Genomic DNA, 24,589 nt, shown 5'->3' on the forward strand with positions numbered 1-24,589 from the left:
GCAGGATCAACGCCGAGATCGCTCGGGAACGAGGCGAAGGCCGCTGATAACGGCGAGTTTCCACACAGCCTCGGCAGCAAGAAGCCCTTTGCGGTCACTGGCCACCAGGCAGGGCCTCGCAACTGCACAAGGCAATGAACAGCGCTAAGCGGACGCTTAACGTTCGGCAACAGCAAGACCGCTCAGCGGGAAAAAGCGGACTTGTGCTGCTGCGGCTACTACTGGCGCAGCATTCTTTCGCAGCGGCAGCCGTTCGAATGTTGCGACGTTGCGAAAGTCGATGGCGCGGGCCTACCTATATCCGAGACAGTACTTTCGCCGCAGTTTGGTCGGGCAGCCAACCTGCGGACGGAACCGCCATTCGGTTCTTGCCTCCCGATGGTTGCAGACAGCCCCAAAGCAGTCACGCTGATCGACTCAGGCATTCGCTTAAGAAGCGACTCTTTTTGGAGCGTCGCCTCGAAGGCCGCCTTTGGCGACGGGCTCGACTAAACTTGTCGAAAGTGCCCTATTCATGCAGATCCTCGTCGGGGGCTCGTCCACATTTCGTGTCTCCCAAAAGGCTTGTGAAAATTTCCTCTTCAATCTACGGTTGGATCAGTACTGCTATTTGAAAACAGATGGGTATAGAGAATGTCAACCAAGGATGTCCTATTAACGACCGTTGCAGTTGCTCTTTGGGCGAACGCCAGTGTTGCCGAACAAACTTTAGGAGAATTCGTCGCAACGGACCTGGAACGCATAAACAAAAGTTTGGAATTGTCTTCTAGTGAAGTTCTTTCCGCAACGGTCATGCTAGACGATGTGCCGGATGACGCTCCGGTTCCAGTCGCGGGCACACAGTTTTTCACACCTTGGAAGGGAACCGAAATCGAAAAGGTTTGGGTTATTGAAGGCGGGCAGAAGGTCGAAAGATATTGGAAAGCCCTAAGCCCTGACGTATGGAGACGGGAACTTCAAAACAATTTTGTTCAGACAGAAATTACTGACAGAAAAACGGGCGCTGAATTTTCTATTCCTGCGGGACTTAATTTTTCTGCAAAGAAGGGAAACTTTCTTCTGACCTATCACAACTTTCGGTACAAATCCTATCCTTGCACTACCACAAACCCGCACATTGGCGCCGTGATGGTCGGTGTGGGCGTGCGAATTGAAATCGATGCAAAGTTCAAGAACGGGTCATTCTCCATCGGACTTACCGAACTCGCTCTAACTGCAAGCAAGAACAAAGTAAACGGCACCATTCAGGCGGATCAGGTGGGGCTTGGCAACGCAAAAACCCTCACCCAAGTCGTTGGCGCAACTGGAAGTCAAGTTACCTACGAAGGATTGGTTGAGGCGAGTAAAGCATATGCCGTTGCCAACCAGGCTATGGAATACATGGTCGAATTGTCTAACCCTCAGGTCTTTGGTTTCATCGACAATGTCGAGCCAGGGGCGTGTTTGAAAGCCTTTCTTTCAAACTGATGAGGCCATCAAAAGTTGCGCGGCCTGGAAGCGCGCTGCTGACAATTTCTTTGATGCCAATTGGGAAGATGTGAGAATTATAATGCCAAAACTGCCTGCTTTATTGGTCACCCAAGTAGCCTTTGTTTTTTGGTCCCTTGGCCCTGCTCTGTCAGATACTCTGCTAATTACTGATGACATCCCAATCGAAGAACCTGTACCGCAAGCTGCCTACGACGACCCGGAAGAAACCACCGAAGAAGAAATTCCCGAACCCGACCCCGGGTATACGGTCACTGTTTTTGAGAAAGCACCGAAGGGTTTGTTTTCGGGCGTAGCAAGGCTGCTTTACAAAAAGCAAGGTAGGTCAGGTGAATTTGGGTGCTCTGCCACATTGATTGCTCCGCAGATTCTCCTGACCGCTCAGCATTGCGTGCGCAATATTGACGGAAAACTCCATAAATATATCAAGGCCAAATTTCCGAAGAGCAATTCTTCTGGCTCCCATACACAAGAGGTGAAACTGTCGAGTTCCAACACAGCTTTGCACATCGGGGGGTTAGAAAAAAGGACCGATGGAACACTGAGGTGGAGCCAGACAAGCGATCTAGCACTGGTGCGTTTGGAGAAACCAGTTCCAGATGCGGAAAACAGAATTATTCCGTTGCTTCAAAAATCCCAGATCAACAGTCACTCGCTAAAGATGTTCGTAGGGTATGGGATGCAATACATAAACTACCAGACTGAAAGGGTTGGGGGAAGTCGAGCATTAGGATGGATAACCAGCGATGTGGTTCCGATGAAAATTACGTCTGGAAACTATGCAAAACGATCCTTCCTTGTGGCTGGCGAAGCTGAGATTGGTGGAAATAAGGTGTCCGTGGCGTTGTGCAACGGCGATAGTGGAGGTCCGTTTTTGGTTGCGAATCCAGAACATCCATCATCAAGCGTTCTGATTGCAGGAGTAAACCACGCCGTTCTATACGGTTTAGCTCCAGAAGCATGCGCAAAGCCTGGTAACGTCAGCTACCTTGTCGGAATCTTGGGGAACATGGATTTTATCAATGCTGGAATTGAAAAACTTCAAAACTAGAGTTTGCTTAGCAACGCTCATTTCGTTTTATGCCGCCGTTGGGCACGGCCAAAACATGATACCAAGCGGCGGATCATTTGAAGGCAGCCATTCATTTCCGGGCCCCAGCACGTTTGGCAGTACGACCGACATGGGCTCATTTAGTGACCTGTTGGGGGCAGAAACGAGCGGAACCGGCGTTGACCTGCAAAGAGACTTTGGGAATTCCGTAAGTACCTTCAAGACCTTGCCAAATACAGCCGCAGACATTGCGCCAAATGCAATAGGCGACAATTGGTCCATTGAGGGATTAGATCTCACTTCAAATGACATCAAGGAACTTTTGAAGGATCATGGATCAGTATACGGACAAAAAAGCGCGAGCGATTGGTTGGCCGAAGGCCCAGACAGCGTGACAACCTGGCGGGATTTCGATGGTCGATCCGTTTCCTACGGCAACGACTTCGTTGAAGACGAAGAACTTTGGGAAGACATTCAAGGCATCACCCCCTTTATTATGCCCGTTGGTCCTGATGGCAACACGCCATCAATTAATCCGGTGACTGGGACTTCCGTCGTACGAGATGGGGCGCTGGTACGCCTGCAGGACCCTACGAGCCTTGATTGGAACGGTGGTCTGCAAGGCGACACTAGTTGCTATCAACCGCCTGAAGTAGACAAAGAAGCCGTTGGGCGCTCAGTAAACTCCGCAAGACTGCAAACCGTCCTCCTCGCTTCCATGGGTAAAGTCATTAAACCAAGCGATGGCGGCGGTTTAGTGTACCGTCACCAAACATGTTCTGCGGATGTAGCAATAAAGAAAGTACTGCATTGTTCGGGCATTGTTGAGCCTGGTGGGAAAACCGTCTGGACAGCAGCGCACTGTCTAAGGAATGCAAAACTCGACCTTGTAGATGAAACTCTGAGGTCTTTGGGGATAGGCAGCGAGAAACCCTGCTCGGAAGACACCAAATTCAGAGCCATTTCACTGCTTGGTTTGACACAGAGTGACTATGTTGTTTCTTCCAAGTACATGTCTTCTTGTGAGACAATTCAATTTTTCAGTCCGGATGTCGTTAGGGTCCGCCTGAAAGAACCCTTACCTTGGGCACCGGTGGACGATGTCGTTTTCAGCGCGTGGCGCTGGCCCGACCCAGGCGAGTTGAATAGCCTATTGAAGAGGGGAAGGCGCCTCTTTGGTTCCGGTTACCCACACACACCAGTTTTGATGGACATTTCTGGAGGGCGCCTGATGGGCATGGAACACTGTGTGGAGACCTTGGCCGGGCTCATGGGCTACTACGACGTCGGCTCGACTGATGCAGAGCGAAAGGCAGGAATTTCCAAGCTCAAGTCTGAGATTGGCAACAACGCGGAGACCTTCGGCGGTTTCGGTTGCACAAGCCTCGACACCCGAGTTGGAGGCTCTGGCGGCCCTGTTTTTGCCCTGGACGACGACGGCAAATCGCTGATCCTGATTGGATTGGTCAGCGGCGCTTCATGGACCGATTTCGACATGGAGTGCATTGGTGAACTCGACAACCCACTTCAGGAACAATGCGGAGTTGCGCCAACTGGCAGGCTTAATGTGTTTACGCTTCTCCCTAGTAGGTGAGCGTCGCACAGGATTTTGTGCTTGAAGCCTGGCGTCGGCAGAGGTCTTTTGTCAACGGGTCGTATAACTTACGAGAGAGTTTGGCTCATCTCGTCGCGCTGAAAACTGACGGGCGTGTCGGGGCCTATCCAGGGATTCACCACAATGCTGAGGTTCGCATGTGCAGCAGATCGCAAACTTTACAAAGCTGCCGTTGCTGTAAGCCAATGCTGCTGGCGCGGCGAGTGTCCGCAAAGTCCGCTCAGCAACCTTTAGGTCGACGGGCCCCGAACGCTCGTGTTGTTACTCTGATCCCCTGGTGGGCTTGCTAAGGTTTGCTTGGCAACCGACCACGGCCAGGTGCTCTGAGAAGGCGCCAAACAGTCGTGGTGCGGCGGGAAACTCCATCTCACCCTATAGGGCGTCCTGAGCGCCCTATAGGGCCTGCATTGCGCCTGGAACCCTTAACCCACCGACAATCCACAGTTCGCCCCGCTCATGGCGAGTACAGCAGCCGGAACAGAAGTCACAAAAATCCAGTAGAGCAAGAAACCCAGCTGTCAACTCAAGCAGGAGATTTTCGCAGCCTTCGGCTTCCACTTCTTCCTTAGCGTGTGCGAGAACCAAAACTATGGGCAACTTGCGCAAAAGTATGGGTCAAAACACGCTTTTGGGCGATCCTACATGGTATCAGAAGTCCAGGTTTTCGACGCTGAGGGCGTTCTTCTGGATGAATTCCCGGCGGGGCTCCACAACATCCCCCATCAGCTTGGTGAACAGGTCATCCGCCTCGACCATGTCGTCGATGCGGACCTGCAGCAGCGTGCGCGCATCCGGGTCCAGGGTGGTTTCCCACAACTGGTCCGGATTCATTTCGCCCAGGCCCTTGTAGCGCTGCAGGGTGAGACCCTTCTCGCCCTCTTCCAGAATCGCCTGCAACAGACCAAGCGGCCCGTGAATGATCTGGCTGCGGTCGCGGCGGACCAGCTGGGCGGTGGTGCCGTAGACTTCCTGCAGGCTCTTGGTGAAGCTGCCGGTCTTGCGGGCCTCGCCGGAGCGCAGCATCGGGCCGTCCAGGGTGCGCACTTCCTCCACCCCGCGCAGGATACGGGCCAGTCGGATGCCGTGGTCCTGGGTGATCCGGCCCTGCCAGCCGCGCTCATACTCCAGCGCGATGGCGTCGAGGCGGGCCGCCACCTTGTCGGCAACACCCTGCAGGTCGGCATCCACCGCGCCGGGAACAAAGGCACCGGCCACCGCGGCCTGCTCCAGAATGTGGCGCGGGTAGTGGGTCGGGAAGGCATCCAGAACACGCTTGAGCTGGCGCGCCTCATCCACCACGCGGGTCAGGTCGGCGCCGGCGATCTCGGACCCGTCGCCCAGTTTCAGCAACGCGCCGTCGACGCCCTGGTTGATCAGGTAATCGTCCAGCGCCGCCTGGTCCTTGAGGTAGACCTCCGACTTGCCGCGCGCGACCTTATAGAGCGGCGGCTGCGCGATGTAGAGGTAGCCACCCTCGATCAGCTCCGGCATCTGCCGGTAGAAGAAGGTCAGCAGCAGGGTGCGGATGTGGGCGCCGTCGACGTCGGCGTCGGTCATGATGACGATCTTGTGGTAGCGCAGCTTGGAGATGTCGAACTCATCCCGGCCGATGCCGGTGCCCAGCGCCATCACCAGGTTGCCGATCTCCTGGGAGGACAGCATCCGGTCGAACCGCGCCCGTTCCACGTTCAGGATCTTGCCGCGCAGGGGCAGGATCGCCTGGGTCATCCGGTCCCGGCCCGTCTGGGCGGAGCCGCCGGCCGAGTCCCCCTCAACCAGGAAGACTTCGGTCTTGGAGGGGTCTTTCTCGGAGCAGTCCTTCAGCTTGCCGGCCAGGTAGTTCACGTCCATCGCGGTCTTGCGGCGGGTCAGCTCGCGCGCCTTGCGGGCGGCCTCTCGGGCCAGCGCGGCCTCGACGATCTTGCCGACGATCTGCTTAGCCTGGTTGGGGTTTTCCTCGAACCATTCGGCCAGCTTTTCGCCCATCAGGCTTTCGACCACCGGACGCACCTCGGAGGATACCAGCTTGTCCTTGGTCTGGCTGGAGAATTTCGGGTCCGGCACCTTGACCGACAAAACACAGGTCAGCCCTTCGCGGGCGTCGTCACCGGTGAAGGAGACCTTCTCCTTCTTGGCGATGCCCGAAGTCTGCGCGTAGTTGTTGATGGTCCGGGTCAGCGCGCCGCGGAAGCCCGCCACATGGGTGCCTCCGTCGCGTTGCGGAATGTTGTTGGTGAAGGGCAGCACCGTCTCGTGGTAGCTGTCGTTCCACCACATCGCGATCTCGACGCCGATGTCGTCCTTTTCCCCCACGATGTAGACCGGAGCCTCCATCACCGGGGTCTTGTGCCGGTCAAGGTATTTGACGAACTCCTTGACGCCGCCCTCGTAGAAGAGCTCAGCCGTCAGTTTCTCTGCCGGACGTTCATCTTCCAGAATGATCCGCACGCCGGAATTCAGGAAGGCCAGTTCGCGCAGGCGTTTTTCCAGCGTCTCGAAAGAATATTCCAGGTTCGAGAAGGTGTCGGTCGACGCCATGAACCGGACCTCGGTGCCGGTCTGGTCGCCGCACTCTCCGACCACTTCCAGATGCTTGACGGTATCGCCGCGCTCAAACCGGGCCACATGCTCCTTGCCGTTGCGCCAGATGCGCAGTTCCAGCCAGTCGGACAAGGCGTTCACCACCGACACACCCACACCGTGCAAACCGCCGGAGACCTTGTAGGAGTTCGAGTCAAACTTACCGCCGGCGTGCAGCTGGGTCATGATGACCTCGGCTGCGGACACACCTTCCTCGGCATGGATATCCACCGGGATACCGCGGCCGTTGTCGCTAACCGAGACACTGGAATCGGCATGGATTTTCACGGTCACATGGTCGGCATGGCCCGCCAGCGCCTCGTCGATGCCGTTGTCCACGACCTCATACACCATGTGGTGCAGGCCCGAGCCGTCATCCGTGTCCCCGATGTACATGCCAGGGCGTTTGCGAACCGCCTCCAACCCCTTGAGAACCTTGATGGAATCCGCGCCATATTCTGCGGGGGCCTGCTCGTTTCCGGACATTCACATCTTCCTGTCTTAGCTTCGGGATTTTATACGAAACCTGACCGGGAATGTCACGCGCAAGCCCCCTTTTTTCTTGGCAGAATCAAGCCGCTTTGGCCCCCAGACCGCCCGCCGTTCTGAGCCAGGTTTCGACCTTGGCCTGCGGCGCATCCGAGGCCGGCGCAAAAGTGGTGAACCGCGTGGGTTTGATACCGACAAAGCCGAGGATCTGGCGGCTGATGAAATTCTTCACCGCATTGCCGTAAAACAAACGCAGCCACAGCGCAGGGGTGTCCGAAGTCAGCAGAACCCGGGCGGTCTTGCCCGTCAGCATCGGCGCCGGCACACCCATGAAATTGACGTTGCGGGTGTCAAAGGCACGCCCCGGCAGCAGGGCCCGGTCGAACACCGCCTTCAGCTTGGCCGGCACCGCGCCCCACCACAGCGGTGAAGACATCACCACATGCTCCGCCCATTCCAGATCCTCCAGAAAGGCGGCCAGATCCGGCTCCAACGGCTTCGGGTCCTTATACCCGCTCTGGCCATAATCCATGTCGAACTGCATCTGCGAAATGTCATGGCAGCGCACTTGGTGGCCGTTTTCCTCAGCCGCGGCCTGGTAGGCGGCGCAAAGGGATTTCGACAGCGAGGTTTGGCCGGGGTGGCCGTTCAGGATCAGGATTTTCCGGGAAGACATTTGGAGCTCCGCAAGTTAAGTTGACCATGGTCACTTTATTGAATCAAAAATGACCGCGGTCAATTATAAAAGTGACCGCGGTCAATAACGAGATCGTGAGGCTGAGACATGACACGTGCACCCCAGAAGCGGCGGCTGGAAACGCGGGCAAAGCTGCTGGAGGTGGCAGCGGCCATCGTGCGGGAGCAAGGCTACAGCGGCCTGCGGGTCGAAGACGTGGTCGCCCGGGCCGGAGTGGCCAAGGGCACCCTGTTTTCCCACTTCAAGGACAAGGACGGGCTTCTGGCAGTCCTGATCGGCGCGGAGGTGACGCGCCTGCTCGACGGGATGGAGGCTGGCGCCCCCCCCGCTGACGTTGCCGCCCTGACCGCCCGGCTGGCGCCGCATCTGGATTATGTTGCCCAGGACCGGGTGATCTTTGACCTGCTGCTGCGCTACTCCGGCACCACGGCCGCGGAACCGGACGAAGTGGTGGCGGCAAGCTTCATCCGGCAGGTCACCATGCTGACAGGCTGGCTGCAAACTCTGCAGGCAACGGGCAAGGCCCGCAAGGACCAGCCGCCGGAACTGCTGGCAGAGGGCATCCAGGGCTTCCTCAACCATGTGCTGGGGGTGTGGTTCTGCGCCGAACACAAAAACGACGCGTCACCGGCCGAGGCGCTCGAACCCTATCTGCGGGCCTGGCTTCTGCCGCCTGGCTAAGGTCAGCGCTCAGGTGAACGGAATCACAAGCCCCACCGCGATCAGCAGCCCGCCCGACACCAGGTTGATACGCCGCCGGATCCGCGTGGAGGTCACCGCGCGGCGCACCCGGTGAACCATGCCGGCCAGCGCCAGGTTGCCGACCAGCGGGATCACGAAGGACAGGGTCACGATCGCAGCCACATCCGGCCAGGAGGTGCCGGACAAGTCAAAGAACCCCGGCAGCACCCCCATGTAGAACAGGATCGCCTTGGGATTGCCCAGGATCGCGGCAATCCCCGCCATGAACCCGGCCCAGACACCGGGGCGGGTCAGCGCCCGGTTTTCCTCCACCGCGTCGCCGGCATGGCGGATCAGCAGATAGCCCATGCCAAGGAACATCAGGCAGGCCACCCAGCGCAGCGCGGTCATGATGCCGGTGAACTCGGACACCACCCATGACATGCCCGCAACGGCGATCAGCGGCCACAGGATATCGCCGCAGGCCACGCCCACCGCCAGCGGCCAGGCGGCCTGAAATCCGCCCGAGACCGACCGCGCCATCAGCGCCAGCCAGACCGGGCCGGGGGTCAGAAACAGGATCAGCAGGGCCCCCGCGTAGAGGATCAGATCCCAAGGTGTGACGGTCATTTTTGCAGAACCTCCGAGGTGCCGCCGCTGTCAGAGACTTCCAGCACCTGGGCCCGGCTGCCCAGTCCGGCAAACAGCTCCGGCCCGGTGCCGGTCATCCAGGCCTGGGTGCCAAGCGCGCAGATCTCGTCATAAAGCGCGGCCCGGCGGCCCGCGTCCAGGTGCGCGGCCACTTCGTCCAGCAGCAGGATCGGCGGCGCGCCCTCGCGCTGCGCCAGCGCCCGCGCATTGGCCAGGATCAGCGACACCAGCAGCGCCTTCTGCTCGCCGGTGGAGCAATCCTTGGCCGGGATGCCCTTGGCCCGGTAGGTGCCGATCAGGTCGGTGCGGTGCGGCCCCACCAGGGTGCGGCCCGCCGCCAGGTCCCGGAACCGGCTTTCCTCCAGCGCCTCTTTGAAATCGGCTTCGGTCGAGGGCATGCTGCCCTCCGACTGCAGCAATTCCAGCTCAGCCGCGGGAAAGGCGGTTTCCGCCTCCGCCTGCGCCAGTTGCAGCAGATCCACCGCCTGGACCCGCGCGGCATGAATCCGGTGCCCGGCGGATGCCATCCGGTCCTCCAGCACCCGGTACCAGGCGGCGTCACGGATCTGCTCCTTCAGCAGGCGGTTGCGCTCGCGCATTGCCTTTTCATAAGCCAGCGAGGCCTCGGCATGGCCGGGCTCGAAGCTCAGCGCAATCCGGTCCAGGAACCGGCGCCGCCCCTCGGCCGCCTCGATCCACAGCCGGTCCATCGCCGGGATCAGCCAGACCACCCGCGCCACCTGCCCCAGTGCCAACTGGCTGGCGGACTTGTTGTCGATCTTCACCTGCCGGGCAGCGCCGCCCTCGGACCAGGTTTCCACCTCATAGGCCTGCGAGGGCGCCCGCAGCTCGCCCTTCAGCTTCCACCCGAGCGCTTCGGGCTGGCGTGCCATCTCTGCCGCGCTGGCCCGGCGCAGGCCGCGGCCCGGCGAAAACAGCGACACCGCTTCCAGGATGTTGGTCTTGCCCGCCCCGTTGTCCCCGTAAATCGCAACGGGACGCCCGTCCAAACGCAATTCCGCCCGCAAATGCGAGCGGAAATGGGACAATACAAGTGAGGTCAGAGCCAGCACGCGGGAGCTCCCCTGTTCTTCTGGCCAAAAATATCCCCGCCGGAGGCAGCGCCGTCAGGCGCTTCAGACCCGCATCGGCATCACGACGTAAACGGCGCTTTCGTCGTTGCCTTCGCGCATCAGGGTCGGGTCGCCGGAGGAGTTGAACATGAACACGGCGTTTTCGCGGTCCACCTGGTTGGCGATCTCCAAGAGGTACTTGGCGTTAAAGCCGATTTCCAGCCGCTCGTCGTTGTAGGCAACCGCCAGCTCCTCCTCGGCGGCGCCGCTGTCGGGGGCGTTCACCGACAGGATCAGGCGGTCCTCTTCCAGCTGCAGTTTCACCGCGCGGGAGCGCTCCGACGACACGGTGGCAACCCGGTCAACAGCCTGGGCAAACTCTGCCGCATCCACCTCCAGGCGGCGGGTGTTGCCGGCCGGGATCACGCGGGTGTAGTCGGGGAAGGTGCCGTCGATCACCTTGGAGGTCAGGGTGATATTCGGGGTGGCAAAGCGCACCTTGGTTTCCGAGACCGACACCGCAATGTCCATGTCGTCATCATCCAGCAGCTTGCGCAGCTCGCCCACGGTCTTGCGCGGCACAATCACGCCCGGCATGTCCTCGGCGCCCAGCGGCAGCTCGGCGTCGATGCGGGCCAGGCGATGGCCGTCGGTGGCAACGGCGCGCAGGGCCTTGCCGCCCTCGGCACCCGCAGAGACGTGCAGGTAAACGCCGTTCAGGTAATAACGGGTCTCCTCGGTGGAGATCGCGAATTTCGATTTATCGAACAGGCGGCGCAGCACCGCGGCCTTGGCAGCGAAGTTGGAGTGGTATTCCGAGGAGGCCATCACCGGGAAATCCTCGCGCGGCAGGGTCGCCAGCGAGAAGTTGGAGCGGCCGGCCTCAACGGTCAGGCGGCCGGTTGCGGCGTCGGCGCTCAGGGTGACCAGCGCGCCGTCAGGCAGCTTGCGGACAATCTCGTGCAGGGTGGTGGCGGCCACGGTGGTGGCACCGGCGCGCTCCACCTGTGCGGGGGCCTTGTCGACCACCTCGATATCCAGGTCGGTTGCGCGGAACTGAACGCTGTCGCCCTCGGCTTCGATCAGCACATTCGCCAGGATCGGAATGGTGTTGCGGCGCTCGACCACAGACTGCGCCTGAGCCACAGCCTTGAGAAGCGTGCCGCGTTCGATGCTGATCTTCATGTCCCAAATCCTCTTCGTCAGGCCCCTGTCAGTGGCCGGGACAAGCAACCTACCTGTTTACCCCTGCCATACAAGGCTTTTTATGGATTTCTCCAAGGGATTTCAGGCGGGGTCAAGAGGCGGCGGGCGGCATATGCGCCAAACCCGGGGAAACGTTGCAGCAGAACCCTGAACTGTCCCGGCGGGGACATGGCTAAAGAACCGGCACGTGTCCCCGCGGGGACAGAACGGAAAAACGCCCCGGCGGTGCGGCCGGGGCGCGGTACGGGCTGGTGAAAGCACTGGAGAGGTGCTTAGGCCTTCACCCGCTCCGATTTCGGATCGTACATCGGCTTCAACGAGGCCTCGGCCTTCACCTTCACGCCGCAGACGTCGATCTCGTAGGTGGAGCCCAGCACATCGGCGGCGCTTTCCCCCTCACACGGCACATAGCCCATGCCGATGGCGGCACCCAGCGTGTGGCCGTAGTTGCCGGAGCTGAGATAGCCCACGTACTTGCCATCACGGATGATCGGCTCGTTGTGGAACAGCAGCGGCTCGGCATCAGTCAGCTTGAACTGCAGCATGCGGTTCTTGGGGCCGGTTTCCTTGCGCTCCAGCACCGCAGCCTTGCCGATGAAATCGTCCTTGCTGGTAGCAACCGCAAAGCCGAGGCCTGCGTCGATCACGTTGTCCTCGCAGGTGATATCATGGCCGAAGTGGCGGAAGCCCTTTTCGATCCGGCAGCTGTCCATCATGTGCATGCCGCAGAGCTTGAGCCCCATGTCCTGACCCGCTTCCCACAGGGTTTCAAACGCGTGGCCGGCCATGTCGGCGCCAACATAGATTTCCCAGCCAAGTTCACCCACGTAGGTCACCCGGTGCACACGGGCGAGGCCCATGCCCAGCTCGATCTCCTGCGCGGTGCCAAAGGGGTTAGCGTCATTGGAGAAATCGCTCGGCGACACCTTCTGCAGCAGCTCGCGGGAGTTCGGACCCATCACCGCCAGCACGCCCTCGCCTGCGGTCACATCGGTGATCACCACGCGGTGGTCACCGGCATGGCGCATCATCCAGGTCTGGTCGGCCAGACGGGTGATCGCCGGGGTCACCACCAGATAGGCGGTCTCGGACAGGCGGGTGACGGTCACATCCGCCTCGATCCCGCCGCGGGAGTTCAGGAACTGCGTGTAGACGATCTTGCCGGCGGGCACCGAGACGTTGGCACCGCAGATGTAGTTCAGGAACTTCTCGGCATCCGGGCCTTCGACGCGGATCTTGCCGAAGGAGGACATGTCGTACATGCCGACGTTTTCGCGTACAGCCCTGTGTTCAGCGGCGGAGTTTTCGAACCAGTTCTGACGCTTCCAGCTGTACTGGTATTCGCGTTCCTGGCCCTCATTGGCAAACCAGTTGGCGCGCTCCCAGCCGCCGAGTTCACCGAATACTGCGCCCTGTTCCTTCAGATGGTGATGGAACGGGGTACGACGCACGCCGCGGGCGGTGGCCTTCTGGCGGTAGGGGAAGTGGTCGGCGTAAAGCAGGCCCAGGGTCTCTTTCGAGCGTTCGAAGAGATAGTGCTTGTTGCCCTGGAACGGGTGCATGCGGGAGATGTCCACGTCACCCAGATCGAACGGTTTCTGGCCGTCTTCCATCCACTGCGCCAGCGCCATGCCGGCGCCGCCGGCGGACTGGATGCCGATCGAGTTGAAGCCTGCGGCAACCCAGAAATTGTCCATCTCCGGCGCCAGGCCCAGGTGGTAGGCATCGTCCGGGGTAAAGGACTCGGGGCCGTTGAAGAACGTATGGATCCCCGCCTCGGCCAGCATCGGCATCCGGTTGCAGGCCGCTTCCAGGATCGGCTCGAAGTGGTCGAAGTCCTCGGGCAGCTGGTCGAACTCAAAACTGTCGGGGATACCGTTCATTGCCCAGGGCTTGGCGTTCGGTTCAAACGCGCCCAGCAGGATCTTTCCGGCGTCTTCCTTGTAGTAGGCGCATTCGTCCGGAACGCGCAGCACCGGCATCTGGGTCAGGCCCTCGATGCCTTCGGTCACGATGTAGAAGTGCTCACACGCGTGCAGCGGCACGTTGACGCCAGCCATGCGGCCGACCTCGTGGCCCCACATGCCGGCGCAGTTCACCACCATGTCGGCCTCGATGTGGCCCTGGGACTGGCCGTCGTCGCTGACCCAGTCAACGCCGGTGACACGGCGGCCCTGCCTGGAGATGCCAGTGACCTTGATGCGCTCCTTGACCAGCGCGCCGCGCTGGCGGGCGCCTTTGGCCAGGGCCAGCGCGATGTTGGCCGGATCGCCCTGCCCGTCCTTGGGCAGCCACACGCCGGCGGTCACGTCGCCCACGTTCAAGTGCTCGTAGCGGGCTTTGACTTCCTCGGGGGAGATTTCCTCAACTTCGACACCAAACGCGCGCGCCATGGCGGCCTGGCGGAAGATCTCTTCCTTGCGCTCTTCAGTCAGGGCGACGGTGATCGAGCCGCAGCGCTTAAAGCCGGTGGCGACGCCGGTTTCCTCTTCCAGCGAACCGTAGAGTTCCTGGCTGTATTTCGCCAGCTTGGTCATGTTGGCGGTCGCGCGCAGCTGGGCGATCAGGCCCGCGGCGTGCCAGGTGGTGCCGGAGGTCAGCTGCTTGCGTTCCAGCAGCACGACATCCTTCCAGCCGAGCTTGGTCAGGTGATAGGCCACCGAGCAGCCGATCACGCCGCCGCCGATAATGACCACGCGGGCCTTGTTGGGAAGATCGCTCATGTCATCGCTCCACATTCAGTGTTTGGGCCGATTTATCACGGATAGGCGGCGCAAAATGCACCAAAAACGTCAGACTCCCGGGGCTATTCTCCGGCCTTGAGGATATTTTCCGGACCGTCCTCTCCCAGTCTGCGGCGCTTGCGCAGGGCAAAGGGGGTGATGCCGAAGAAGCTCTTGTAAAGACTGGAAAAACCGTTTGGGAAGCCGCAAGCGAGGCCGATTTCCCGCACGCTCATGGTGGTGTTGAGCAACAGGTTGTTGGCCTTGGACAGGCGCATTTCCCGGTAAAAGCCGTTGGGGGTGGTGCCCAGGAAGGTCTTGAACTTGCGTTCCAGCGAGCGGGTGGAAATGCCAAGTTCATCAACGATATCGCCGATCGGCACCGGTTCCTCGATATTGTCCTGCATGATGCGGATGCAGTGGTCCAGGTCGCTGTCGCCGGTGATCGTCGGCTTGGCGCCGGCAAAGGGCTGAAGCGAGGAGAAATCGCGCACCTGTTCGTGCAGCATGATGTTGGCCACGGTCATCTGCGCCGCAGCCGAGGTGAGCCGCCCGACCAGCGCCAGTGCGATATCGACGGTGGAGCCCATGCCCGCGCAGGTGACCACCAGCCCGTCCTCGCTGGCCAGCGCATGGCTGGAATCGTTCAGCCCCATGCGTTCGCGCAGAAGGGCGGAGTTCTCCCAGTGGGTCGTCAGCCGCCCGGACGCGCCGCCCTGGTCGCGGATGTAGCGGGCCGCGGCCTCCGCCAGCAGGTAGACCTTGATGCCGCGGCAAGTGTAGCTGGAAATCACCCGGCCCAGGCTGAGGCCCGGATGGTCCGGGTCGGAATTGCCAAGGAAGAAGGCGAAATCCGCATCCGGCTTGGCCGCAAAGGGTTCGGTATCGAGGCTGAGGCCCGCCCGGCAGCCGACCCGTCCGCCCTGCAGTGAGCGCACCGTCCATTTGAACGGCGGCTGGGCCAGCACCCGGTTGGCGATCCGCAGAACCTCCAGGATCGCCGACATTTCGATCAGGACAAAGCCTTCGGTCACGATGATGTCGATATTCCAGACCCGGGCCGGATCCGCGGCTTTGAGTTTTTCCGGAGTTGCCATGCTGATCCCCCCTCCCCTGGGCAGACGATGTCAGACGATCCGATGCCCGGCCGCGCGCAGCTGGCGGGCCAGTTCGGCAATGTGATCCGGGCCGACTTCACAGCAGCCGCCGACGATGGTGGCGCCCTGCGCGACCCAGCCCATCGCAAATTCCGCGTAAGGAGCGGGCCCCAGATCCTGGCGCTGTTCCAAGGCGTCCACGGTGGGGGCGTCCTGCAGGAAGCCCTCCGAGATCCGGGTGAAGCCGTTGGCATAGGCCCCGAAGGGCTTGCCGAATGCCTTGACGATCTCCAGCCCGCTGCCGATGACCTCGGGCCGGGAGCAATTGAGCAGCACAGCGTCCGGCTGGAATTCCTCGATCAGCGGGGCAAGCGCCGCCAGAGGCTCGCCGGACCGCAGCAGAGTGCCGTCCTCATCCGTGACAGAGGCAGCCAGCCAGACGGGTTTGTCCGTTCCGGCACAGCCCAGCAATGCGCCCTTGGCTTGCTCCAGCGATGAGACGGTCTCGATCAGGAACAGATCCGCCTTCGGCTCCAGCAGCTTGACCAGTTCGGCATAGACGCCTTGGGCTTCCTCAGCCGGCGGGCAGATGTCCGGCCGGTAGGAGGCAATCAGCGGCCCAAGCGCGGCGGCAATACGGCCCGTTCCGTGGGCATCGCGCGCGGCGGCGGCCTGGCTGGCGGCCGTCTCCAGCAGTTCCTCGAAATGATCCTCGATACCCGCACGGCGCAGCCGGTCGCGCAGCACGGCGTAGGTGTTCATGGTGGCAACCGTGGCACCGGCGGCAAAGTAGTCGGCGTGAACGCTGCCCGCCACGTCCGGCTTTTCGATCATCACGGAGGTGGACCACAGAGGCGTTGCCCGGTCGCCGGAGCGTTTGACAATCTCCTGCCCGATCGAGCCATCCAGAAGCGTGATCTCAGCCATACCGAACCGTCCTTATACCGGGTGCCATGCGCCGCCAGGATACAGGAAACGGTCCGGCGGCGCAGGCTGTCTTTCAGTGAGGCTTCAGCCCGGGCAGATCACCGCCCGGGCTCAGGCCGGTTTATCAGGCGCGCAGGCGCTCGTTGGCCGGATCCCACAGCGGTTCGTCTTTCTGAACCACGGCGCGGTATTTCTCACCGTAGATCTCGACCTCCAGCTCGGTGCCCGGCACGGCCAGATCGGTGCGCACCATGCCCAGCGCGATCGACTGGTTCACACGGTAGCCCCAGCCGCCGCTGGTGGTCTCGCCGACAATCTCGTCGCCGTTCCAGATGCAGGACATATAAGGCGCATCCGCATCTCCGGCCTCAACCGTCAGCGTGACAAAGGCCTTCTTGACCCCCTGCTGCTTTTCCCTCTGGATCGCAGCCTTGCCCGGGAAGTCCTGCGGCTTGTCCAGTTTCACGAAACGCTCCAGGCCGCCTTCGAGCAGCGAGTAATCGGTGCTCAGATCGCCTTTCCAGGCGCGATAGCCTTTTTCCAGGCGCAGCGAGTTCAGGGCATACATGCCGAACGGCTTGGCGCCGCCTGCAAGGATGGCCTCGTAGATGGCCGGCATGTCCTCGTTCAGCGCGTGGACTTCCCAGCCCAGTTCGCCGGCAAAGGACACGCGCACCAGGTGCGCGGGCTTGCCTGCCACGGTTGCCGCCTGATGGGTCAGCCAGCCTGCCTGCAGATCCGCATCCGAGATCGCCGCCAGCAGGTCGCGCGACTTGGGCCCGGTCACGATCAGGGTGTCGCGGGTGGTGGTGACGTCCTCGACCGACACGGTTGCGGGCATCGCGTTCACTAGGAGGTCACGGTCGTGCCATTGCGCTGTTGCGGCGGTGATCATCACGAAGTCGTCTTCGCCCAGACGCATGCAGGACATTTCGGTCAGGATGCGGCCGCGGCTGTCCGCGATGTAGACCAGGTTGATCCGGCCGATCTTGGGCAGGCCGCCGGTGACCAGACAGCGCAGTGCTTCGGCTGCGCCCTCCCCCTTGACCAGGAACCGCGAGAAGCCCGGCAGGTCCAGCACGCCAACGCCATCGCGCACGGCTTCGCACTCTTCCTTGATCCGCTGCTCCCACGGGCCCGAACGGCCCCAGGTGTGGGTCGATTCTTCCGAGGTGTCGTCACCCGGCTGCGCAAACCAGTTGGCGCGCTCCCAGCCGTTGTAGACACCCATCTGGCCGCCCAGTTCCTTGACCTTGGCATGCACCGGCGACAGTTTCTTGTCGCGCGCAGCGGGCCATTCGTGATGCGGGAAGTGCATGGCGTATTCGTTGCCGTAAACTTCCATGCCCTTTTTGTTGCAGTAATCCTGGTCGGTATAGTCGGTATAGCGGCGCGGATCGACGGCCCACATATCCCACTCGGTGAACCCATCGACGATCCACTCTGCCAGCACCTTGCCGGCGCCGCCGCCCTGGGCAATGCCGAAGGTGAAGCTGTGCGCTTCAAATGCGTTTTTCACACCCGGCATCGGGCCGATCATCGGCAGGCCGTCCGGCGCGTAGGGGATCGGCCCGTTGATGACGCTGCCAACACCCGAGGTCGCCATCAGCGGCACACGCTCCATGGCGTCGGTCACGATGTCTTCGATGCGGTCCAGATCGTCATTCCACAGCTGGAACGAGAAGTCTTCCGGCATCGGGTCGTCCTCGGTCATCCATTCGCCCTTGCAGTTGGGCTCATAGGGGCCAAGGTTGAAACCGTTCTTTTCCTGGCGCAGGTAGTAGGACACGTCCACGTCACGCAGAAGCGGCAGCTTGCCGCCATGCTCCTTCGACCAGGCTTCGACCTCGGGCACTTCCTCGGTCAGCAGATACTGGTGGCTCATGACCATCGCAGGCACCATGCGGCCGCCGTAGGGTTTGAACATCTCACCCACGCGCTGCGCATAATACCCAGCCGCGTTCACCACATAATCACAGGCAATATCGCCCTTTTCGGTGTGAACGGTCCAAGTGCCGTCCTCGTGCTGGGTCACGCCGGTGGCCGGGGTAAACCGCAGGATTTTCTGCCCCATGTCGCGGGCGCCCTTGGCAAATGCCTGGGTCAGCTGCGCCGGGTCGATGTCACCGTCGGTCGGGTCATACAGGACACCTTCCAGATCGTGGGTTTCCAGGAAGGGATACCGCTCTTTCGCCTGCTCCGGGGTCCACATTTCCATCGGGATGCCCTGGTACAGGCCCATGGACATCGCGCGCTCGAATTCCTGCATCCGCTCTTTGCTATGCGCCAGACGGATCGACCCCGAGACGTGATAGTTCATCGGATAATCGACTTCCTCTGCCAGGCGCGAATACAGCTCGGTCGAATAGCGCTGCATGTTCATGATCGCCCAGGAGGTCGAGAAGGTCGGCACGTTGCCGGCCGCGTGCCAGGTCGAGCCGGCGGTCAGCTCGTTCTTTTCCAAGAGCACACAATCGGTCCAGCCTTTCTTGGCCAGATGATAAAGCGATGAGCAGCCGACGACGCCGCCGCCGATGATGACCACACGGGCCTTGGTTGGAAAATCAGACATGTTCGCTCCCTAGTCTCAGTCCTCTTGCGGCACGCCGTCCGCGATTTCGTAGTAGTCGCCCTTGGAGGCGGTAAAGATGTGTTTTTCGACGCGGAGGCCGGTGTTCCCGTCGACAGCGCCCAAAGCAAAACTCGTGGTGTCCTCGCCCTTGCCCTTCCAGAACAGGAAGGAGCCGCAGCGCGGGCAGCTGCCACGGCGGGCCTGCGGCGTTGCCTCGAACCAGCTCACCGGGCCGGTGACAGCAAGGTCCTCATCGCGCACCTGAGCCGAGGCCCAGATACCGCCCGATTGCTTACGGCACTGGCTGCAGTGGCACATCGAGGCCCCCTGCGGCTGTGCCGCGGTTTCAAAGCGGACATCGCCGCAAAGGCAGGATCCCTTGATCATCGTTCCCTCCTAGTAAACCGGCGGCGCGATCACCCAGACGGCCACGGCAGGCTCGTCGTAGGGGTTCGACCACTGATACGGCTCATGCTTGATCCGGAAACTGTCGCCGGGACCAACGGTAAAGCTGCGGCCGCCGATCAGCAGGTCCAGCTTGCCCGAGATCATGTAGCCGACCTCCTGCGTCGGCCGGTTGGCCGGCGTCTGCATCCGCGAATTGGGCTGGAAGGTGGAATGCACCATCTCGAAGTCGTCAGTCAGGTCGGGGGACAGAAGTTCTTCGATCAGCCCTTCCTCGCCGGAGCCCATCGGGCGGCGGGAGCCAGCGCGCACGATATACCCATGTTCGTCCGCCGGGGCGCCGGAATGGGCAAACAGCATCGACATCGGCACCCCCAGCGCCTCTGCAATCTGGCGCAGGTCGGAGATCGAGGGCTCGGACATGTCCCGTTCAACCTGGCTCAGCCAGCCGACCGAGCGGTTCAGCATCGCGGCGATATCCGACAGCGTCAGCCCGCGCGCCTTGCGCAGGGCCCGGATGTCAGCCCCGAGTGTCGCTGCTGCCAGGGTCTGATCGTTCACAGCCTCTCTCCCCGCTCGTGAAAAATTCCTCTCGTTTTTCACGATGCCCCGAGTTCGTGAAATTTCCAAGCTTTTTTTCACGAGACGGGCGGGTACCATGAAAAAACCCAGCGCCTTCAGGCGCCGGGCGGCTTCTTTCTGGTTAAAAATACCCTGGGGTGAGGCCGCAAGGCCGAGGGGCAAAGCCCCTTGTTTCACGAATCAGCTGCGGCCGAATACCTGACGCAGGATTGCGGCCAGCTGGTCAGCATCTTCCTCAGTGAAAGCATCCGGCTGGTCGCTGTCGATGTCAAAAACCCCGATCAGCTCCCCATTGCCGTTCCAGACAGGCAGCACCAGCTCCGAGCGCGTAGACGACGCACAGGCGATATGGCCGGGAAAGGCATCCACATCCGCGACCAGCTGCACCTCTCCGCTGCGCGCTGCCGCACCGCAAACACCGCGGGAGAACGGGATCTGCAGGCAGCCATGGCCGCCCTGATAGGGGCCGATCTTCAGCAGCTCCGGCGCAACGGCGCGGTAAAAGCCGGTCCAGTCGAACCGGTCGTCGGCGTGATGCACCTCGCAGGCGACAGTGGCCATCAGCGCCACCTCATCCGTCTCGCCTTCGGTCAGTGCCGCGATGGTCTTGGCAAGGGTTTCGTAATCGGCCCGCATGGGCAGCCCTCCTTCAACGTAACAGAGGGGGCTGTCTGCCCCCTCTTGACCTGACGGTCAATTCACCCCCGAGAGTATTTTGCAAAGGTGAAGATCACACCCTCTCGATTGCGATCGCGGTGCCTTCGCCGCCGCCGATGCAGATGGCGGCGACGCCGCGCTTGAGGCCGCGCTTTTCCAATGCGTTCAGCAGGGTCACCATGATCCGCGCGCCGGAGGCGCCGATCGGGTGGCCCAGCGCACAGGCGCCGCCGTTCACATTCACCTTTTCGCGCGGCAGGCCCATTTCGTGCATGAAGGCCATCGGCACCACGGCAAAGGCCTCGTTCACCTCCCACAGATCGACGTCTTCGACGGTCCAGCCGATGGATTTCAGCAGTTTCCGCGCGGCCGGAACCGGTGCGGTGGTGAACCAGCCGGGCGCCTGGGCGTGGCTGGCGTGACCCAGAATGCGGGCGCGAATGGTCAGGCCCCGCGCCTCGGCAGCCTCGGCGGAGGCCATAACCAGCGCCGCGGCTCCATCCGAAATGGAGGAGGCATTGGCGGCGGTCACGGTACCGTCCTTGCGGAACGCCGGTTTCAGCGTGGGGATCTTTTCCGGACGCGCAGATTTCGGCTGCTCATCCGCATCCGTCACCACTTCGCCCTTGCGGGTTTTCACGGTCACGGGGGCGATTTCCCCGTCAAAGGCACCGCTGTCCTGCGCTTCCAGCGCGTTGGACAAGGACTTCAGGGCATATTCGTCCTGAGCTTCGCGGGTGAACTGGTATTTTTCAGCGCAGTCCTCGGCAAAGGTGCCCATGAGGCGGCCCTTGTCATAGGCGTCTTCCAGCCCGTCGAGGAACATGTGGTCGATGACTTGGCCATGACCGATGCGGGCGCCGCCGCGCATTTTCGGCAGGATGTAGGGAGCATTGGTCATGCTTTCCATACCGCCGGCAATCATCGTGTCCGCGTGGCCCAGCGCGATCTGATCAAACGCGATCATCGCCGCCTTCATGCCGGAACCGCACATCTTGTTGAGTGTGGTGGCCGGGACGTCTTCGCCCAGGCCCGCCGCAAACCCGGCCTGGCGCGCAGGCGCCTGGCCCTGGCCCGCGGGCAGCACACACCCCATCAGAACCTCATCGACAGTGGCAGCGCCGGCCCCATCGAGGGCCGCCCGGATGGCCGCGCCGCCCAGCTCCGAAGCCGTCACCCCGTCGTACATTCCCTGGAACCCGCCCATCGGCGTCCGGGCTGCTCCGGCGATAACAACATCTTTCATGCAATTTTCCTCCAATCGTCAAAATTATACCTACAGAAAAGTAAGCTTTGCGGTCTAGAGTGCAGCCAAATGACGTTACATCCCGGGGGAAGAAATGAGCCTGACGACCACCATGACGGACGATGCGCAGATCGTCAAAGTCAATGCCGAGCGTATTGACGCCGCCATGGCCATCCAATTCAAAGAGGACATGCGGACGGAGACCGAAAGCGGTCCGGAGCGTGTGATCCTGGATCTGTCCGAGGTCCAGTTCATCGATTCCAGCGGGCTTGGCGCGATTGTCGCTGCGATGAAGCAGCTGGGCGGCAGCCGCAGGCTGGATCTCGCCGGGCTGACCCCGATGGTGGAGAAGGTTTTCCGGCTGACCCGGATGGATACGGTCTTTGACCTTTACGGTTCGCTTAGCGAAGCAACCGCGCCTGCTGACGCTAATTCCTGATGACGAACGCGCTGGCGGCGCAAAGCGAGAAATTGATGGTAAAAACCTTTGCCTGCTCGTTCACGGCCACAAATCTGGATGCCCGCAGGGGGATCCAGTCCGTGGTCAGCAAATTGCGGTCCCTGGGGGTCCCGGGTGCCCGCGTGGACGAGGTGCAAATTGCCCTGACCGAAGCCGTGAACAACGTCGTCGAACACGCCTATGAGGAAAGCGCCCCGGGCGACGTCCGGATCAGGGGCGAGCTGTCCCCCGAGCGTTTGTGGATCAGCATTCAGGACGCCGGCAGCCCGTTTCCAAAGGGCGAGCTGCCTGAAGGCAAACCCGCCGACATCAGCGTGCCCACCGACAGCCTGCCCGAAGGCGGCTTTGGCTGGTTCCTGATCCGGGAACTGGCAAGCCAGGTCCAGTATGAGCGTTCGGAGGGAAACAACAACCTTTCGCTCTGCTTTGAAATCCAGGTCATTAGCCCCTCTCCCGATGCCTGAGCCAAAAACTGCCCCGGCCCGCGGGCAGCCCGCCGGTTAGCTGCATTTTTAATGCTTCGCCACACCGGCGCCGCATTCCCGGCACACCGCAGCCCAATAGATATGCGAAACCTTACCTGTAGCTGAAACGAGCTTCCCCTGGTGCCGTGTATCCTAGCCCCCACCAGTGCGCGGCACCGGGGACACCTCGTTTTGACTGTCCTCCCGCTTTTTCGTTCCGTTACGTTCCGTCCTGCCCAACTGGCCGAGGAATTTAATTGCCTTCCCGCAGCGCCTGCCTAGGCTTTGTCCGGTGACAGCAAGGAGCCGGACCATGCGCGACTTTCATCTTCCCGGGCGGTCAGCCGTTTTCGCCGGCAACGGCCTGTGCGCCACCTCCCACCCGCTGGCGGCCAGCGTGGCGGTGGATATGCTCAAGCGCGGCGGCAACGCGATGGACGCGGCCCTGGCCGGCGCTGTGCTGCTGGGAATTTGCGAGCCGCAGATGACCGGGATCGGCGGCGACTGCTTTGTGCTGTATTCGCGGCCGGGCACCGGGGTTCAGGCGCTGAACGGATCCGGCTGCGCCCCAGCGGCGGTCAGCGCGGCCGCCTTGCGGGCGCAGGGGCTGGGCGCAGTGCCGCTGGGAAGCCCCGAGGCCGTTACAACACCTTGCGCAATAGATGCCTTTTGCCGCCTTGCGGAAAGCGAAGGCCGTCTCGGGCTCGACACGCTGCTTCAGCCCGCCATCAACTATGCCGAGGAGGGCGTGCCAGTTGCACCGCGCACGGCTTTTGATTGGAAAAACGGCGCCGGCACACTGCAGGGCGCAGCCCGGCGCCATTACCTGCGGGACGGCCAGCCTCTGCGCAGCGGCGAGGTGTTCCGGGCACCCGGTCAAGCCGAAGTCCTGCGCCGCATCGCCAGGCACGGTCGGGATGCGTTTTATACCGGCGAAGTGGCCGAGGACATGGCGCAGGCCCTGGCGGCCCTGGGCGGCGTTCACACGCTGGAGGATTTTGCCGGCGCAAAGAGTTTTGCAACGCAGCCGGTGACAGGCCAGTACAAGGAGCGCGAACTGGCCGAGCACCCGCCGAACGGCCAGGGCGCCACGGCCATCTTGCTGCTGAATATCCTCAAGAACTTCGACTTGGCCGGAATGGACCCGCTCGGTGCCGAACGCGCGCATATCGAGGCCGAGGCCGCCAAGCTGGCCTATGATGCGCGCAACAGATTTCTCGCCGACCCGGACCACACCACGCGGCTGGCGCATATGCTGGCCCCGGAAACCGCGGCCAGCTTCGCGGCGCTGATCGATCCGAAACGCGCCATGCCAGCCGCGGCGCCGCTCACCGAAGCGGTGCACAAGGATACGGTCTATATCACCGTCGTGGATAAGGACCGGATGGCGGTTTCGCTGATCTACTCGATCTTCCACGGCTTCGGATCCGGCATCGCGTCGGAGAAGTTCGGCATCCTGCTGCAGAACCGCGGCGCAGGTTTTACCCTGGAGGAAGGCCACCCGAATGAACTTGGACCCGGCAAGCGGCCGATGCACACGATCATTCCCGCCATGCTGCAGCAGGATGGAGAGGTGATCATGCCCTTCGGCGTGATGGGCGGCGGCTTCCAGCCTGCGGGCCACGCCCGGCTTGTCTCGAACCTGCTGGACTTCGGCATGGACCTGCAATCCGCCATCGACGCCCCGCGCTGCTTTGCCGATGGCGGCGTGCTGAAGGTCGAGCGCGGATATGCGGCGCCGGTTCTTCAGGCCCTTGCGGATATGGGGCATAAGATAGAGGTGCCGGACACGCCGCTGGGCGGGGCGCAGGCGATCCAGATCCATGCCTCAGGGGTTCTGGAGGGTGCCAGCGATCCCCGCAAGGATGGCTGTGCGCTGGGGTACTGATGGGCAAATCCGCTACTGGTCCGGTCAGCGCGCGGAC

20 protein-coding genes are annotated in these 24,589 nt (G+C 61.7%); 7 read left to right on the forward strand and 13 right to left on the reverse strand.

Annotated features, from left to right (window positions below):
* The first annotated feature begins 633 nt into the window (after positions 1-633).
* From ACFMBG_RS00005 to ACFMBG_RS00015, 3 genes are all read left to right on the forward strand, one after another.
* The gene (locus ACFMBG_RS00005; protein ID WP_421052687.1) at positions 634-1,467 is read left to right on the forward strand and encodes a hypothetical protein; all 834 of its coding nucleotides are present in this window, start codon (positions 634-636) and stop codon (positions 1,465-1,467) included.
* Positions 1,468-1,549: 82 nt separating this feature from the next.
* The gene (locus ACFMBG_RS00010) at positions 1,550-2,539 is read left to right on the forward strand and encodes a trypsin-like serine protease (RefSeq protein WP_421052688.1); all 990 of its coding nucleotides are present in this window, start codon (positions 1,550-1,552) and stop codon (positions 2,537-2,539) included.
* Entirely contained in the window at positions 2,511-4,133 is a 1,623-nt protein-coding gene (locus tag ACFMBG_RS00015; RefSeq protein ID WP_421052689.1) for a hypothetical protein, read from the forward strand. Before ACFMBG_RS00010 ends, ACFMBG_RS00015 begins: the two co-directional genes overlap by 29 nt.
* 669 nt (positions 4,134-4,802) lie before the next feature.
* Here ACFMBG_RS00015 and gyrB read toward each other — a convergent pair.
* Positions 4,803-7,220: a DNA topoisomerase (ATP-hydrolyzing) subunit B gene (gene gyrB, locus ACFMBG_RS00020; RefSeq protein WP_421052690.1), complete on the reverse strand. Its 2,418-nt coding sequence runs from the start codon at positions 7,218-7,220 to the stop codon at positions 4,803-4,805.
* An 85-nt stretch (positions 7,221-7,305) separates the two neighbouring features.
* Positions 7,306-7,899 (reverse strand): NAD(P)H-dependent oxidoreductase, encoded by a 594-nt coding sequence (locus ACFMBG_RS00025; RefSeq protein ID WP_421052691.1) that lies wholly within the window; start codon positions 7,897-7,899, stop codon positions 7,306-7,308.
* Between the two features lie 108 nt (positions 7,900-8,007).
* On the opposite strand from ACFMBG_RS00025, the gene ACFMBG_RS00030 reads away from it, so the two are divergent.
* The gene (locus ACFMBG_RS00030; protein ID WP_421052692.1) at positions 8,008-8,601 is read left to right on the forward strand and encodes a TetR/AcrR family transcriptional regulator; all 594 of its coding nucleotides are present in this window, start codon (positions 8,008-8,010) and stop codon (positions 8,599-8,601) included.
* 9 nt (positions 8,602-8,610) lie between these two features.
* Here ACFMBG_RS00030 and ACFMBG_RS00035 read toward each other — a convergent pair whose 3' ends face one another.
* From ACFMBG_RS00035 to ACFMBG_RS00085, 11 genes are all read right to left on the reverse strand, one after another.
* Complete coding sequence (locus ACFMBG_RS00035) at positions 8,611-9,231, reverse strand: LysE family translocator (protein ID WP_421052693.1); 621 nt, start codon at positions 9,229-9,231, stop codon at positions 8,611-8,613.
* A complete protein-coding gene (gene recF / locus ACFMBG_RS00040; RefSeq protein ID WP_421052694.1) occupies positions 9,228-10,325 on the reverse strand; it encodes a DNA replication/repair protein RecF in 1,098 nt (365 codons plus the stop codon). The genes ACFMBG_RS00035 and recF overlap by 4 nt, the downstream gene beginning before the upstream one ends.
* Positions 10,326-10,388: 63 nt before the next feature.
* Positions 10,389-11,510 carry a DNA polymerase III subunit beta gene (gene dnaN / locus ACFMBG_RS00045; protein WP_421052695.1) on the reverse strand — a complete coding sequence of 374 codons (1,122 nt, stop codon included), beginning with the start codon at positions 11,508-11,510 and terminating at the stop codon, positions 10,389-10,391.
* Between the two features lie 293 nt (positions 11,511-11,803).
* A complete protein-coding gene (locus tag ACFMBG_RS00050) occupies positions 11,804-14,254 on the reverse strand; it encodes a GcvT family protein (protein ID WP_421052696.1) in 2,451 nt (816 codons plus the stop codon).
* 83 nt (positions 14,255-14,337) lie between these two features.
* The gene (locus tag ACFMBG_RS00055) at positions 14,338-15,351 is read right to left on the reverse strand and encodes a GlxA family transcriptional regulator (RefSeq protein WP_421052697.1); all 1,014 of its coding nucleotides are present in this window, start codon (positions 15,349-15,351) and stop codon (positions 14,338-14,340) included.
* Between the two features lie 30 nt (positions 15,352-15,381).
* Positions 15,382-16,278: a homocysteine S-methyltransferase family protein gene (locus ACFMBG_RS00060; RefSeq protein WP_421052698.1), complete on the reverse strand. Its 897-nt coding sequence runs from the start codon at positions 16,276-16,278 to the stop codon at positions 15,382-15,384.
* 124 nt (positions 16,279-16,402) lie between these two features.
* Positions 16,403-18,850 carry a GcvT family protein gene (locus ACFMBG_RS00065; RefSeq protein WP_421052699.1) on the reverse strand — a complete coding sequence of 816 codons (2,448 nt, stop codon included), beginning with the start codon at positions 18,848-18,850 and terminating at the stop codon, positions 16,403-16,405.
* 15 nt (positions 18,851-18,865) lie between these two features.
* The gene (locus ACFMBG_RS00070) at positions 18,866-19,237 is read right to left on the reverse strand and encodes a GFA family protein (RefSeq protein WP_421052700.1); all 372 of its coding nucleotides are present in this window, start codon (positions 19,235-19,237) and stop codon (positions 18,866-18,868) included.
* Positions 19,238-19,246: 9 nt separating this feature from the next.
* A complete protein-coding gene (locus ACFMBG_RS00075; protein ID WP_366662693.1) occupies positions 19,247-19,816 on the reverse strand; it encodes a helix-turn-helix domain-containing protein in 570 nt (189 codons plus the stop codon).
* A gap of 201 nt (positions 19,817-20,017) precedes the next feature.
* Positions 20,018-20,473: a GAF domain-containing protein gene (locus tag ACFMBG_RS00080; protein ID WP_421052701.1), complete on the reverse strand. Its 456-nt coding sequence runs from the start codon at positions 20,471-20,473 to the stop codon at positions 20,018-20,020.
* 94 nt (positions 20,474-20,567) lie between these two features.
* Positions 20,568-21,740, reverse strand: a complete 1,173-nt coding sequence (locus tag ACFMBG_RS00085) for a thiolase family protein (RefSeq protein WP_421052702.1) — start codon at positions 21,738-21,740, stop codon at positions 20,568-20,570.
* A 94-nt stretch (positions 21,741-21,834) separates the two neighbouring features.
* Here ACFMBG_RS00085 and ACFMBG_RS00090 point away from each other — a divergent pair, with 94 nt between their 5' ends.
* The 3 genes from ACFMBG_RS00090 (at position 21,835) to ACFMBG_RS00100 (ending at position 24,552) form a co-directional block, all read left to right on the forward strand.
* Positions 21,835-22,179, forward strand: coding sequence for an STAS domain-containing protein (locus tag ACFMBG_RS00090; RefSeq protein ID WP_421052703.1), 345 nt, complete (start codon positions 21,835-21,837; stop codon positions 22,177-22,179).
* A 35-nt stretch (positions 22,180-22,214) separates the two neighbouring features.
* Positions 22,215-22,664 (forward strand): ATP-binding protein, encoded by a 450-nt coding sequence (locus ACFMBG_RS00095; RefSeq protein WP_421052773.1) that lies wholly within the window; start codon positions 22,215-22,217, stop codon positions 22,662-22,664.
* Positions 22,665-22,977: 313 nt separating this feature from the next.
* Positions 22,978-24,552 (forward strand): gamma-glutamyltransferase family protein, encoded by a 1,575-nt coding sequence (locus ACFMBG_RS00100; RefSeq protein ID WP_421052704.1) that lies wholly within the window; start codon positions 22,978-22,980, stop codon positions 24,550-24,552.
* The last annotated feature ends 37 nt before the right edge of the window (positions 24,553-24,589 follow it).

Origin of the sequence: Leisingera coralii (genome assembly GCF_049056525.1) — a bacterium.
GTDB classification, from domain to species: Bacteria; Pseudomonadota; Alphaproteobacteria; order Rhodobacterales; family Rhodobacteraceae; genus Leisingera; species Leisingera coralii.